Here is a 15,206-nt window from a genome sequence, read left to right as displayed (position 1 = left end):
AAAACTTTTATAATAAACCTATAACGAGTGAAAAAAGGAGAATTGCTTTATGAATCAAAAACAGATAGAAGAAAAGATTATCGAGAACTTTAAGGGTGAAGAAAAAATGATGATTCTTGTCTTTGCCCAGTGGTGCGTGAATCATGACCTAAATCCCGAAGAAATATATTTAAGGGCATATCCAAATCAGTCATCAAACCCTGCTTTAAGAGAAGCAATTGAGTTGACAGTACCGAAGGAAGAAGCTGGAGAAGTGGATGACCAAACCTTGCTCGGAGTACTATCGTTGTTTGGGAACGATGACTTGGCGTTTGTTGTTACAGAAGAAATCCGCAAATTGAAATGAATAATTTCTTCCATAAAGGTCATATTACAAACAGGACTTGTAGCTCAATGTAGAGTACTGGCAGTCGCTATGAAAGACTGTTATGTGTTTTGCGGGTTCGACTCCCGTCAAGTCCTTCCATGTAGGTTGATACTTAATGCAGGCATGCCATCATGTCTGCTTTTTTATTCCCCAATAATTGCATAAAATCCACCATTTTACACAAAATGAGAAAAATGACTTTGAGGGATTTTTATGAAAACAAGAAATGGCGATAACGAAAAAACACCACAAAATTCTTCCAATCAAAATTGGCTTGAACGATTATCTAAATCAAATGACTTTGTATACGAACATACATCATTAAAAGAGAATGAACCATTCTGGCTTTCTTATTATCGCACTCTCATCTCATCAGACATTCTGCATAAGGATGTTTTGCCCTTTTTACAAGACCGGCTTTCCCTCGAAGAATTGAAAAGTAAAATCCCAGTTCAGGAAATTGTATTTACAAAAGATTCAGATACGATAGTTCAAAGCATTTTAAATGGAGCTATTGTTATCCAAAAGCACCCATTTGATGAAGAATGTTTAATAATTAATATTGCAAACACCAAATTTCGCGATATAAGCGTTCCATTGATGGAATCATCAGCAGTTGGCCCGCAGGTTGGATTCATTGAAGAATTGGACACCAATATTAATCTTATCCGAAAAAGATTGCCCGTTCCGGAACTGCTCGTAGAGGAAATGAAGGTTGGAGAACTTTCCAAAACAAGAGTAGCTGTACTTTACATGGATGGAATTGCTGATCCAGAAAATGTAAACACCGTCATCCAAAGAATAAAAGACCTTCAATATGACCATATTCAGGACAGTTCTTATATTGCATCGATGATTGAGGACAACTCCAATTCTTTGTTTCCTCAATCGATTTCAACGGAACGAACAGATCGAGTGGCTGCTGGACTAACAGAAGGAAAAATAATCATTGCAGTAGATGGATCACCAAATTTAGTCATTCTTCCCGTAACCTTAATGGAATCTTTTATTGCCATGGAGGATTATAGTTACTCTTGGATAATTGGAAATTTCTTCCGTTTAATGCGCTTACTTTCCATTTTTATCTCGGGTATGGTAACTCCGATGTATGTAGCCATCATGACTTATCATTATGAATTGATCCCTGCTCGTTTATTGGAGACCCTTGTTGGTTCAAGAGCATCTGTGCCCTTTCCCCCATTTTTGGAGGCACTTTTTTTAGAATTAATGATTGAAATGGTAAAAGAGGCTGGCATTCGCCTGCCGTTTAAAATTGGACAGTCCCTTGGGGTTGTGGGTGGAATTGTAATCGGGCAAGCTGTTGTGGAAGCAGGCTTAACAAGTAATGTTTTGCTTATTCTAGTTGGACTCGGAACTTTGGCTTCCTATACTTCACCTATTTATAAATTTAGTAATACCATTCGATTTCTAAAGTTTCCAACCATCTTTCTTGCCCAATGGTTTGGTTTGTTTGGGGTGTTTTTATCCTTCCAATTTATACAAGTCCATTTACTGCGATTAACGTCACTGGGGCGTCCCTATATAAGCCAATATCCAATACGTATTACTTCCTTTCAAGATTTATGGGTGAGACTTCCTTTTTCCATGCAAAAAGAAAACCCAAAAAACTTGAGGCCGCAAAAGAAGAGTAAATCTACTGGGACTGTGAAGACCCCAGAGCCAATGAACGATTTTTATGAATAAATAGTAAAGGAGAATTCCATTTGCAAGCGAATATTAGGCATCAAGTTTCTCCTTATTTAGTCTTCTTTATTATTTATAATTCCCAGGTTGGTGTTGGTATTTTAGGATTTCAAAGAATCATTGCCGCGAAAGCAGGATATGATGCTTGGATTGGTGTCCTAATAGCCGGTTGTTTAGTCCAAGCTTTTATTTGGATGGCTTATAAACTGCTTGGAAAAGCAGATGGAGATATTATAGATGTTCATATAAATCTTTTTGGCAATTTTCTAGGCAAATTTCTTAGCTTTTTTATCATCATATATTACTGGCTGGCCAGTGCATCTGTTTTACTAGGCTATATAGAAATCGTTCAAGTCTGGATGTTTCCGACCATACCTACATGGGTTCTTTCTACCTTAATTCTAATATTCCTGTTTTATTGTGTTTCTGGTGGATTTCGGACAATTGTCGGACTGTCTTTTTTATCGTTTGTTTTTCCGCAATTATTGTTAATCTTCCTTTATATTTACCCGTTAAAGAATGCTCATTTAGCCAATTTGCTGCCGATCATGAACCATACCTTCATGGAAATGGTAGATTCCATTAAAAGCTCGATGTATACTTTAGCGGGGACAGAGGCATTATTGATGTACTACCCATTTATAAGGGATCCTAAAGCCTCGAAAAAATTCGCTCATTTAGGTGTACTGTTTACCACTTTACTTTATACATTCTCTTCTATTATTTCCTTTAGCTTTTATAGTGAAAATCAGTTAAAAATGACGATTTGGCCGGAACTTTCTTTAACAAAAATAATTAAGCTATCGTATTTGGAGAGATTCGAATACTTATATATCTCTATGTATCTAATTATCGTTACTTCATTGCTTGCACTTTTATTATGGTGCTCAAGCAGAGGCTTAAAGAAGATATTCTGTAAGAAACAAAAGTACACCTTACTCATTCTGTGCTTAATTAGTGTGGCACTCTCTCAATTCATAACCGAAACCTTCAAAGAAATGCTGGATAAAATGATCACTCAAATGAATTTATACATTTTTTACGGCTATATCCCATTACTCTTACTTGTATTTACCATTTTACGAAGGAGTAATCAGAATGGTTAATCGGTTAGCAATATGGTTATTTCTAATATTATTTTTATCAGGATGCTCCTTCCTCCCTACCAACATTGTTAATGAAATCAATATGTCACAGGGGGTAGGGTATGATCTGTCCGGAAAAAAGGGCATAAAGGGCACGATAGTATTTCCTATTTTTAAAAAAGACAAAACCTCCTATATCGAAGTCAAAACAGCTCTTGGTCAATCTAGTAAGGAGATACGTACCAGCTTAAATAACGAATCAAGATATCCATTGGTAAGCGGGCAGCTTCGATTGGCTCTTTATGGCAAAGATTTGGCAACAAAAGGTATTAATGATTTAGTTGACACAGCAAACCGTGATCCCTCTATTGGAAGTATTGTGCAAATGGCCGTAGTTGATGGTGATGCTAATGAATTGCTAAAGATAAAGAAATATAAATTGGAGAATGTTTCAATTTATATACAAGAAATGCTCGATCAAAATATGGAATTTGGTCTGCTTCCTCGAACGGATTTACAAACCTTTTTATTTCAATATTTTCAAATAGGACAGGATCCTTATTTACCATTAATTAAAAAAGCAGATAGTAACATCAGAATCACTGGACTGGCAATTTTTAAAGATGATCAATTTGTAACCTCAATTTCAAAGAAAGACCTATTTATTTTTAAAGCATTAGTAGATAAAAACAGGAATGGTTTACGCCAATTTATTTTGGAAAATCGTGATAAGGTAGTTCTTGAAACACTTAAAACACATACAAAGTATAAAGTAAAAATTGTAAACGGCAGACCAGAGTTTTCGATTCATCTCAAAATGAAAACAAAACTTCAAGAGTTCGCTCCTTCAAAGCAAAAAAGACAGACTTTTGATAAAAAGAAATATCAAAAACAGGTTGAACAGAAATTAGAAAAAAGTGCCTTAAAAATCATTACACATTTTAAGAACCATCAAGTAGACCCTCTAGGTTTAGGAGCAAAATATAAAGAACATTATCGCGGATTTAGTGAAAAACAATGGAAAAGGTATTATCCGAGCGTAAAGGTTAGTGTAAATGCAGATGTAGAAATCCTACAAACAGGAATCATAGATTAACCGCTTCCATAAAAATGACCCATCCTCGTAGAAAGGTTCATATACCTTCACTACGATAGATGGGTTTTTTGGTGTTATATGATTAAAAGATAATGCCTCTTTTCACGGTTTCAACCGTAACGTTTATTTTAAAGGGCATGTCTGGATATTCCTCCTCCCAATTTAGATTTTCCCAAACTTTAGGATGCTCAGCGATTAAATAGCGTCCAATTCCAAAGGCATCACAATGAGCACTTTTTAGTGTCTCAACCATCTGATTCGCTTCTTTCGCAATTCTGTGGGCCACTTTTTTATTGAGGTCCGATTCCTCTTTTTGTCCATATAATGACCCTTTTGGATATTCATTGATTTCGATAAAAAGCTTTAGGTTAATCGTTGCTGCAGGCTTGCCGTTTACCATTTTAATATTCATCTTTCTTTTCGTTTTTAAAACAGAAAAAGAGACAAAGTTTCTTACTTTATGATCTTCATTGTTTTCTATACTCTCTGTAAGCTTAATATCCTTGCTCTTTTCCCCCTTTGCCATTAAAAATATAACTGATTTGTTGCCTTTTAACGTTTTATCTGTAAACCTTTTCTTGTGAAAGAGGGCAATTCCTGTTACCTTGACCGTGTTTTTATCCAATCGCTCCATATATGGAAGTGTAAAATCCTCGCCTTCGTCAAACATACTTGTTAGAATCGTTTGTTGATTTTCAACAGGAACAATGGTGTGTTCTTCTGCACTTTTTATGAGATCAATCAAGGCTTCACTTATCAAATTTTCCTTTAATTTTTTCATTTTGATAATATCAGAAGCTTCCCCTTTCACGACGGCAACTTTTGCAGCAAGTGAACTTCTAGGATCACGAAAAAAGACATCAAAGTAAGGATAAAGGTCCTTGCTTGCAATTTTGTCCCCAATCAATATAATTCGTAATTTATTTGGTTCATAAACACCCGGGATTTGTTTATCGACTTCTAATCTGGTTTCCCTAATGGTATTTCCTATTTCTTCAACTATGTAGTTAATCGACTCACTTTGACCGCCTGAAATGATTTTGCTTGTTCGGATTGCTGTTGTAGCTTTTATTTTGTTGTTTTTCGTTGAATCGATGCCAATACTCAAGACTAGCGAGCTATCTTTTAAAAGTTTTTCATCCCAGCATCCTGTCAGGAAAAGCAAAACCACCATTATTAAAAAACCTTTTCCTATCATCATTGAGGTTCCCCTTCATTCATGTCTTTCCGATGGAAAAGGAAGGACGAAATGATAGCCAATAACGGTATTCCTACTGAAAAAATAGAACTTAAAATGGATATCAGTTTAAACTGAGTAATAATGGATTCTCTTGATACTGGAATAAATAGAACAAGAAAATAAACAAGAACTGTAATGATGATCGTTGGAATGATTTGTTTTTTTATATGAAATAGCGTACAAAATCCGATATTTGTTAAATAAATATAGGAAATATAACTGTTCATCATCATGACAATCCATAACGAAACAATGATAATATCCAGTCTCTCTATGACCCCAAAGATCGTGACCGATTTAAATAAATATAAAATCGGCTGTGGAATTAAAATCAATTCTTTTGAACTAAAAAATAAAATACAGGTTAAGACCACATATAAATAAGTGAATGTTATAAACATAATCGAAAATATAGAGGACTTTACCTTACTTTTTAATTTACCTTCTACAAAAGGCAAAATAATTAATAAGCTATCAAACCCTAAAAAAGAAGGAACACTGCTCCTACTGCCTCTTAAAATATTGGCAAAACTAACTTCATTAACCGGAAATAAATACTTCCAATGTAGATAAGGCAATGACCCTAGATTCATGAACATGAGAAAGATAATAATCCAAAAACTAAGCTGAAAAAAGCGTGTTATCATTCTTATGTTTTCTTTACCCAAATAAATCCCAAGCATAAACATAAGAAATAAAATCACTGATCGAGGTGTAGAGGTTAGAATCCAATTTCTGATGGTCTCCATGTATATTCGATTAATATTCATGCATATAAGGAAAAAATAGATAAGGTAACCCACGATGATTAACCTTCCTAACCATTTTCCGAACATAACCATACAAATTTCATAAATGGTTTTCCTTGGGAATCGACGATGCAAATAACAATAGGTCAATACCAGAAAAAAAGCGGCAAAGCCCGTTATCAAAATGGATATCCACGAGGCTTGCCGGGCATCTTTGTAAACCAAATTCGGAAATGATAAAATTCCTTCTCCGATTGTCGACAATACAATGAAGAAGAACATTTGAAAAGAGGAAATTCCCTCCTTCTTATTCTCCATCCTCAGCCCACCCCTTTTTCCCAGTGGATTGTTTTTGATTAATTGGTTTTGCTGTACTTGGACGGGTCTTCATTTTCCAGTATGGTACTCTTATTAACGAGTCTTTTAAATCGGACATACGAATGGGACCAAATGGTGCAAAATATGGAGCACCGAATGATTCTAATTTTACTAGGTGTATCATTAAAAGTATAAATCCTACAACAATTCCTACTAACCCTAACAGCGATGCAGCAAAAATCATGGGAAAACTTAATAACCGAATCGATGAACTCATCTCATAAATAGGCACAGTAAAGGAAGAAATTGCCGTAATAGCAATGACTATGATCATAGTATTCGAAACAAGATTGGCTTCCACAATGGCAGTACCTATTACTAAACCACCTACTATAGCTACTGTTTGAGCCATGGATGTAGGCAAGCGGATGGCTGCTTCTTTTAATAATTCCAGGGTAAGCTGCATAATCAAGGCTTCTATAACCGGCGGATAGGGTACATATTCTAAGCTCGATTTAATATTTGTGACTAATTCATAGGGAAGTATCTCATAATGAAAAGAAACAATAGCAATATAGATCGCCGGTAAACTAATGCTTATAAAAAAACCTACCAGTCTGATTATTCGCAAAAACGACCCTAAAATAAATCTAGAATTATAATCATCCGGGGATTGATAAAAGGAAAAAAATGTGACAGGCATAATGGATGCAGTTGCACTTCCCTCCACCAATACCGCTATACGCCCATCCATCAAGTTTGCAGCAACACGGTCAGGCCTTTCTGTTTCTAAAATTTGTGGAAATGGGGAGTATGAGCTATCCTCAATAAACTCTTCCAATTTTCCTGGTGTGAGACTATTCTCCAGTTTAATGAGAGAAATGCGGTTTTTTACTATATTAATTACTTCAGGATTTGCGATATTTTCGAGATAAAGGATAGAAATATTTGTGGTTATCTCCTCTCCTCCTACGCTTAATAACTCACTCTTTAAATTTGGTGTTCTAATCCGATTTCTTAGAATGTTAATATTTTTATTTAAACTTTCAACAAAGCCGTCATGTGAACCGCCAACGATTTTTTCTGAATCAGGTTCCCTCATAGAACGAGATTCAAACAATCCGGTATCCAGCAGGTAAGCGATCATCGAGTTTCCTTCAATAATTGCGACCTTCCCAGACATAATTCCAGAAAATATTTTCTTAAAATCATCTGTTGCATGAATGTCAGCTATAGGTAATTCAAGGAGGGAGTCAGGAACATCTAACTTTTTAATTTCATTTACAATTCTGCCATTAACGATATCCTTATTCGTAATCGAGTCAATATACGCAATCCCAATCTTTCGACCCTTTATCTCGAAAACTCTTGTCTTAAAATCATGGATATTTGAAAAGGTATTTTTTAACGTTTGAATATTCAATAGAAAATCTGAATGAATGGTATCTGTTAAAGTATCCTCTGACATCCTTATCCTCCACATAATAGGTATTTATAGGTTTCTTCATTTATCAATGACCTATTCGTTTATACTTCTAATAATCAAAAAAAGACACCACTTTATTAAAGTGATGTCAGAATCTAAATATCAAATTTAAAGATTTCCCCTGCAGCTGGGCCTGTTGATTTCCGCTCCGGGCACTCGCTTTCCGCGGGGAGAAACTGGAGCGCCAATCACCAGACATGTTACAAAGTCTAAACAAAGACACCACTTTTTATAAAGTGATGTCTTCAAAATTTATACCCATCCAAAAAATCTCACCGTTTGCGTTATGAATAGTGGGACAAGAATGGCAATAACTGTTGGGATAAGAAATGCTAAGAAAGTCCATTTCTTACTCTTTGTTTCTTTATAAATATTAAGCAAAGTCGTACCGCAAGGATAATGCAGCAATGAAAATAACATCATGTTTAATGCAGTCAACCACGTCCAGCCATGCTCTAGAAAAATTTTCTTTAAATCTACCAAGTTATCAACTTCAGTTAAAGATCCAGTTGATAAATACCCCATTAAAAGGATTGGCAACACTATCTCATTTGCAGGCAGACCCAAAATAAACGCCATCAAAATATACCCATCAAGGCCAAGCATTTTTCCAAATGGATCCAAGAAATTAACAGCATACATCAGGATACTCGTATCACCAACATATATATTGGCAAACACCCACGTTAAAATGGCTGCAGGTGCCGCTACCTTAACTGCACGCACTAGGACTGACCATGATTTTGTTAAAGATGAACGAATCACAGTATCAAAGATCTTTGGTTTCCTATAAGGTGGAAGTTCTAACGTATAATGAGTTGGAACCCCTTTGAGAGCGGTTTTCGATAATATCCACGATACGAAAAAGGTAACGATGATACCAAACATAACGATTCCAACAATGACACCTGTAGTAACAAGTGATGCCATTCCCCCCGTAAAACCAGCAGCCATAAATAACGATGACAACACAATTAATGTTCCCCATCTGCCATTACATGGTACAAAATTATTCGTCAAAATGGCAAGCATTCTTTCACGAGGTGATTCGATAATCCTCGTTGAAATAACCGCCGCTGCGTTACAGCCAAAGCCCATCGCCATCGTTAAGGATTGCTTCCCATGTGCCCCAACTCTTTTAAAGAGACGATCCATATTAAAGGCTACCCGTGGCAGGTATCCATAGTTCTCTAATAACGCAAAGGTTGGAAAAAAGATCGCCATCGGAGGCAGCATCACGCTTATGACCCATGTTGTACCCCGATATAATCCGAGAACCAGAATGCCGTGGAGCCAATTTGGAGCATGAATAAAGTTAAAAAACTGCGTTATATAACCCTCAAGGTATCCAAATAACTCCGCAATCATGGAGGAAGGGACATTGGCACCCGCAATAGTTATATAAAACAATAAACCTAGCATGGCAATCATGATCGGAAAACCAAAAATAGGTGAAGTAAAAATGGCATCCAGTTTTTCTGTCCGTGTATCTCTTTCCGATTTCGTATATGAAATGCCTTCTTGGCATAATTTATGGCTGCGATCATAAAGCTGCTGAACAATATCATCTCTCAGCTTTGGCGTCGTCAGTTCCTGGGCTTCAGCAAATATGTGTTGAATACTCATACTCTACCTGCCTCCCTGACAATCTCTGATTTATTTCATTCAATAAGGTTTCGTCACCATCCAGCAATCTTAATGATACCCAGCGGGAAGATAATTGATTGCCAACAATCGCACTTACCTTCGGTTCAATTTTCTTGATTTGTTCTTCAATTTCCTCGGAGTAAGTCATTCTTACTGGGTTACATTCAATGGCTCCCGTTACGATGCGGTCGATCGTATCTAAAAGCATTGGAAATCCTTTTTTGTTCCTCGCAGAAATCTTGACGACTGGAACCCCTAATCGATTTGTCAGCAGCCGTTCATTAATCTGAATTCCTTGTTGTTCAGCAACATCAATTAGGTTAATCGCAATGACAACGTTTTTTGTCATCTCCAAAACTTGTAAAGCGAGATTCAAATTACGTTCTAACGATGTCGCATCCAGTACGACAAGCGTTACATCGGGTTTTTCAAAAACAATATAATTTCTAGCAACCTCTTCATCTGTTGAATTAGAAAAAAGTGAATAGGTGCCAGGGAGATCTATAAGTTGGAACGTTTTATCCTTAAACTGCACATTCCCCTGTGCAAGCGAAACCGTTTTGCCGGCCCAGTTGCCGGTATGCTGTCTAAGTCCCGTTAAGGCATTGAACAACGTGCTTTTACCTGTATTGGGATTCCCCGCTAAGGCAATTCGATATTCATTTCCCATCAGATACCAGCTCCCCTTCTATTTTTGAACTTTCCTCTTCCCTAAGTGCAATCGTAGTTTGGCTGACGCGAAACGCAATTGGGTCTCCTAAGGGGCTTTTACGTACGACCTCAACCAATGCGCCAGTTACAAAGCCTAAATCTAATAATCTTCTTCTCATCACACCGTCCAGATTTAAAGAAGTAATTTTTATAATATTTCCTTTTTCACCATTCACTAATTTCATTGTTTTAGGTTTATCCATCTCTCTTTCCCCTCCTTCAAAGTTTTTACCTAGTGCAACTTTTTGTTAATTATATGATAAAGTTTCCGATTTTGTCACCTTATTTACAAAAATAATTTAGAATTAATTTAAAAAATGGGATCCTTGTCCAAGCAAAAAAAAAAAGCACGCTGCAAATGAATGCAAATCGCACCTTAAATAATTGTGTACTCCCGCCATTCCTGCGGAAGTAGATTATGATAATGAGGTTGTAAAAAGCGATCATCGGCAAGAACAATGGTACCGTGGTCGTCATCAGAGCGAATCAATCTTCCTCCAGCCTGTAACACCTTGTTCATCCCAGGAAATACATAAGCATAGTCATATCCATTTTTACCTTGCTTATCAAAATGGTCTTTCATTAGATTTCGCTCAAAACATAATTGAGGTAAGCCCACACCTACCACTACAACACCATTTAAGCGGTCGCCAATTAAATCGACTCCTTCAGAAAAAATCCCTCCAAGAACAGCAAAACCCAGTAATGTTTCCTTTTGATTCGGTTTAAATGCGGCTAAAAATTCTTCTCTTTCAACTTCACTCATCCCGGATGCTTGGATAATGGTCTCTGTCACTTCATCTCCTAGTTTGAACTGTTCAAATACCGAAAGTAAATAGTGATAAGACGGGAAAAAAATCAAATAATTGCCTGGCCGTTTTTTTACGATTGTTTGCAGCATTTTCACAATAGGTTCCCTGGTTCGCTCACGATCCCGGTAGCGTGTTGACACTGGCTTTATCAAAACGTCCACTTGCTCCTTTGAAAAAGGAGAAGGAATTGAAAAGGCATAATCTCCCTCTTGTCCCCCAAGGATATCTAGGTAATAGGGCAGTGGAGATAACGTTGCTGAAAAGTAAATCTTTGACCGGAATCCTTTCCCCATTTGCTTAAGATTTTTTGAAGGATCAATACAAAAAAGCTTGAAGGTTAAATCATTTTTAAATTTCTCACCATATATTACATAATGCTCATCAAGTAACTCTAAGATTTTTAAAAAATGATTGACCACGAAATAGGAATCCAATAAATGGCTTGAGTCCCCTGATTTTAATAATTGTTCCGCAACTTCTAAGAAGTGTATAAGTTGTAGCTTTAAAGTTTCGTCCATTTCTTTTACAACAAATTCATTCTGAGATGCATATTCTTTTTTTAAGGAAATAAACCAGGAATTCAAATTGTTCGCAGCATCATAAATGGCTTGATTGATCCCTTTATAGTCTTTTTTCAATTGAAGAAATATTTCTTTGTTAATAGTGGCGGAAAACATTTCCCGTCCACGATCGACTAGATTATGGGACTCATCAATAAGTACAGCGGTCGACTTTTTCTGATCCTCCAATAATCGCTTTAACGAAACTCGGGGATCAAAAATATAATTGTAATCACAAATTATGGCATCAACGGCATAGGCGAGGTCAAGAGAAAATTCAAATGGACAGACCTTGTGCTTTCGAGCATAGGTTTCAATTACATCGCGAGTCATAATGTTTTCATTCTCTAATATATCGAGAATGGCCCTATTGATCCTGTCATAATACCCATCTGCAAACTCACAGTAATCCTTTTGACACTTTGTTTCCTCTTTAAAACAAACCTTATCTTTAGCTGTGATGGTGACCGTGTTTATGCATAGACCGTTAGTACGCATACGGGCGAATGCCTCTTCGGCTGTAGTTCGGGTGATGGTTTTTGCGGTAAGATAGAAAATGCGGTTTAATAAGCCTTCTCCGATGGCTTTTACTGTTGGAAAGAGAGTAGAAATTGTCTTCCCGATTCCTGTAGGCGCTTTTACAAATAAGTTTTTCTCCTCCGAAATCGTCTTATAAACAGCGCCTGCCAATTTGCGCTGACCTCCACGATAAGAAGGAAAGGGGAAATTCAACTCTCTGCAGCTCTTGTTTCGATCCGTACGATGCTTCAGTTGCAGCTTTGCAAAAGGGGCATACCCCCTAACTACTTCTAATACAAAGTCTTCTAACTCTACTAAAGTAAACTTATTTAGATAAAACTGTTTCTCTTCTGATTCAACCTGAACATAGGTTAGCTGTACATTGATTTCAGATAATTGGTGGTCTTTCGCATATATATAGGCATACATTTTCGCTTGAGCCCAGTGAACAGGGTAGCCATCACCATCAATTTGTTCCAATGGCTGGGAGAACGATTTGATTTCATCTATCGTCACTTCCCCATTTTTAAACAAAAGCCCGTCACATCGGCCATCAATAAGGAAGGAAATTCCTTCAAATGGTATTTCAACACTGAGGTAGACTTCCTTTTGATCCCCCTCATGATAGGTTTTTTGGATTTTTTGATGTATCCTTGTCCCATCTGTAAGCGTCGATTGCGACCGAAAACGTGTATCGATACTCCCACTACGAAATACATACTCCACTAAAGTTCTAACAGAAATTTGAATATCATTTGCCACGAAATCACCATCTTATAAAGGGAATATACGTTTGTTTTTTTATTATAACAGAATTGCTGGTAATGGGTAACAACTGGAATACTCACCCTCATTTTTAATTGTGCATATCTTGTGAATGAAAGGTGGGTATTACATGCATATCTTTACAAAGGAATCACTGCTGGGGATGGCACAGGAAAATTGGCAAAAGGATGCATTTGAAAAATTCGAAGCAAAAATGCTGGATAAAAACAAACCCTTTCCATGTATTCCAGCCACACAAGGATATCAACTCCATCGTTTTCGATATGGTTTTGTCAGCATTCCAAATAAAAATGCATCCTCAAAACAATTAGCCCAACTACTGGAAGACTATTCAAAGACCTTTCGAGAAATTGGATCCTTTACTTCGCTTATTGTATTTTATGAACCAAGTTCGGATTTACATGAGAATACCTCAGTAGAAAAATTTGAGCAGTTTTTTTGGGAACAGCTTAATCTTTTACATGAATTCGATCAAATAGAATGGCCAAACCATATACCAGTTGATCCTCATGATTCTTTATGGGAATTCTGCTTTCATGGTGAGCAATATTTTATGTATTGTGCGACACCAGCACATAAACAAAGAGTAAGCCGACATTTCCCATACTTCATGCTAGCTATTACCCCTCGATTTGTTCTAGAAGAGTTTTCCTCAACTGCTTCAAATGCTGCCAAAATCAAAGCATCCATTCGCAAACGCCTATCAGAATATGACTCTATAGACATTCACCCTAATTTAAATACGTATGGAAATAAGGATAACTATGAGTGGAAGCAATATTTCTTGCATGATGATGATACATCTTTAGCCCAATGTCCCTTTCATTCAATTAGAAAAAAAACAAGTAAGGACTAATTTTAAGTCCTTACTTCCTTTTTTATATTCTAATTTGCCCATTGCCCTGCACAATCGCCTTGGTTGTTGTGATTGCCTTAAGTCCCATTGGACCCCGTGCATGAAGCTTTTGTGTACTAATCCCTATCTCAGCCCCATATCCGAACTGCTCCCCATCGGTAAACCTGGTAGAGGCATTATGATACAACACTGCTGCATCTACCGCCTGGAAAAATAAGCGGACATTTTGCTGATTTTCACTGATTATAGCTTCTGAATGCTTTGTACCATACTGATCTATGTGGTCAATTGCTTCATTCACATTACTAACTAGTTTTACAGCTAGGACTGGTCCTAAGAATTCTATTTTCCAATCGTCTTCGGTTGCCTGGTTGACAAACGAATATATGGATAATAATTCTTTATCACCACGCAGCTCGACTCCTTTTTCACGCAGAACATTTATTAATTCTGAAATATACGACCACTTTTTATGAATGAGAAGCGTTTCCGCTGCATTACAAACAGATGGCCGATGTAATTTCGCGTTTAATGTAATTTCAGTTGCCATTTTTTCTTGTGCTGATTCATCTATAAAAACATGACAGTTGCCAACACCCGTTTCTAACACAGGAACCGTTGCATTCTGGATAACAGATTGAATTAACCCTGCACCACCGCGTGGAATGAGGACATCTAAATATTGATTGAGCTTAAACATTTGTGAGGCAGTCTCCCGGCTTGTATCTTCTAATAGCTGAACGGCTGCTTTGGGCATCGCCGTTTCGGCAAGGGCATCCTGCATCACTTGAACAAGTACCTTATTCGAATGAATAGCAGAAGAACTCCCACGTAACAAAACAGCATTCCCAGCTTTTAAACAAAGAGCCGCGGCATCCACTGTCACATTCGGACGGGCCTCGTATACCATTCCGATAACACCTAACGGTACTCTTACAGTTTGAATGTGCAAGCCGTTCGGTCTCTCCCAAGCCTCAATAATCTCACCGATTGGATCATCTAGTTTAATTACCTGATAGATACCTTCTACTATCTGGTCAATTCGCTCATTTGTTAGAAGCAAACGATCCAAAAGTGAAACAGAAATACCATTTTCTTTACCAGCTGAAATATCCTTTTGGTTTTCCTTGATAATTCGTTCTTTTTCAATCATAATTTGATCAGCCATTCTTGCTAAAGCTTGATTTTTTTCCTCAGCTGTAAGCATCCCTAAACTTTTCGAAGCCTTCTTCAATATTTTCGCTTTTTCTATTAACTCACTCATTGAACC

Annotated in this window: 13 protein-coding genes and 1 tRNA gene; 6 read left to right on the top strand and 8 right to left on the bottom strand. The window is 36.9% G+C overall.

Translation table 11 applies throughout. From position 1 onward, the window contains the following. The first annotated feature begins 49 nt into the window (after positions 1-49). The 5 genes from ABES02_RS05710 (at position 50) to ABES02_RS05690 (ending at position 4,252) form a co-directional block, all read left to right on the top strand. Positions 50-346, top strand: a complete 297-nt coding sequence (locus ABES02_RS05710; protein WP_430131977.1) for a hypothetical protein — start codon at positions 50-52, stop codon at positions 344-346. A 33-nt stretch (positions 347-379) separates the two neighbouring features. Further along, positions 380-462 (top strand) — tRNA-His (locus ABES02_RS05705). 118 nt (positions 463-580) lie between these two features. Further along, on the top strand, positions 581-2,071 hold the full coding sequence (locus ABES02_RS05700) for a spore germination protein (RefSeq protein ID WP_430131974.1): 1,491 nt from the start codon (positions 581-583) through the stop codon (positions 2,069-2,071). A 20-nt stretch (positions 2,072-2,091) separates the two neighbouring features. After that, a complete protein-coding gene (locus ABES02_RS05695; protein ID WP_430131971.1) occupies positions 2,092-3,177 on the top strand; it encodes a GerAB/ArcD/ProY family transporter in 1,086 nt (361 codons plus the stop codon). Then, entirely contained in the window at positions 3,170-4,252 is a 1,083-nt protein-coding gene (locus ABES02_RS05690) for a Ger(x)C family spore germination protein (protein WP_430131968.1), read from the top strand. Before ABES02_RS05695 ends, ABES02_RS05690 begins: the two co-directional genes overlap by 8 nt. A gap of 82 nt (positions 4,253-4,334) precedes the next feature. Here the strand turns inward: ABES02_RS05690 and ABES02_RS05685 are convergent, their stop codons facing one another. From ABES02_RS05685 to ABES02_RS05655, 7 genes are all read right to left on the bottom strand, one after another. Continuing rightward, positions 4,335-5,453, bottom strand: coding sequence for a Ger(x)C family spore germination protein (locus ABES02_RS05685; RefSeq protein WP_430131965.1), 1,119 nt, complete (start codon positions 5,451-5,453; stop codon positions 4,335-4,337). Then, a complete protein-coding gene (locus tag ABES02_RS05680; RefSeq protein WP_430131962.1) occupies positions 5,450-6,559 on the bottom strand; it encodes a GerAB/ArcD/ProY family transporter in 1,110 nt (369 codons plus the stop codon). The genes ABES02_RS05685 and ABES02_RS05680 overlap by 4 nt, the downstream gene beginning before the upstream one ends. Then, complete coding sequence (locus ABES02_RS05675; RefSeq protein WP_430131959.1) at positions 6,549-8,027, bottom strand: spore germination protein; 1,479 nt, start codon at positions 8,025-8,027, stop codon at positions 6,549-6,551. The genes ABES02_RS05680 and ABES02_RS05675 overlap by 11 nt, the downstream gene beginning before the upstream one ends. Before the next feature lie 270 nt (positions 8,028-8,297). After that, complete coding sequence (locus ABES02_RS05670) at positions 8,298-9,671, bottom strand: nucleoside recognition domain-containing protein (protein ID WP_430131956.1); 1,374 nt, start codon at positions 9,669-9,671, stop codon at positions 8,298-8,300. After that, complete coding sequence (locus tag ABES02_RS05665; protein ID WP_430131953.1) at positions 9,646-10,362, bottom strand: FeoB small GTPase domain-containing protein; 717 nt, start codon at positions 10,360-10,362, stop codon at positions 9,646-9,648. Before ABES02_RS05665 ends, ABES02_RS05670 begins: the two co-directional genes overlap by 26 nt. Next, the gene (locus ABES02_RS05660) at positions 10,352-10,606 is read right to left on the bottom strand and encodes a FeoA family protein (protein WP_430131950.1); all 255 of its coding nucleotides are present in this window, start codon (positions 10,604-10,606) and stop codon (positions 10,352-10,354) included. Before ABES02_RS05660 ends, ABES02_RS05665 begins: the two co-directional genes overlap by 11 nt. A 173-nt stretch (positions 10,607-10,779) precedes the next feature. After that, positions 10,780-13,056, bottom strand: a complete 2,277-nt coding sequence (locus ABES02_RS05655; protein WP_430131947.1) for an ATP-dependent DNA helicase — start codon at positions 13,054-13,056, stop codon at positions 10,780-10,782. A 133-nt stretch (positions 13,057-13,189) separates the two neighbouring features. Here ABES02_RS05655 and ABES02_RS05650 point away from each other — a divergent pair, with 133 nt between their 5' ends. After that, on the top strand, positions 13,190-13,936 hold the full coding sequence (locus tag ABES02_RS05650) for a YqcI/YcgG family protein (RefSeq protein WP_430131944.1): 747 nt from the start codon (positions 13,190-13,192) through the stop codon (positions 13,934-13,936). A gap of 22 nt (positions 13,937-13,958) precedes the next feature. Here ABES02_RS05650 and ABES02_RS05645 read toward each other — a convergent pair whose 3' ends face one another. Beyond that, positions 13,959-15,200, bottom strand: a complete 1,242-nt coding sequence (locus tag ABES02_RS05645; protein ID WP_430131941.1) for a glutamate-5-semialdehyde dehydrogenase — start codon at positions 15,198-15,200, stop codon at positions 13,959-13,961. Positions 15,201-15,206: the final 6 nt, after the last annotated feature.

Source organism: Neobacillus pocheonensis (assembly GCF_050477905.1).
GTDB lineage: Bacteria > Bacillota > Bacilli > Bacillales > Cytobacillaceae > Neobacillus > Neobacillus pocheonensis_A.
This window is presented reverse-complemented; position numbering and strand designations above follow the sequence as displayed.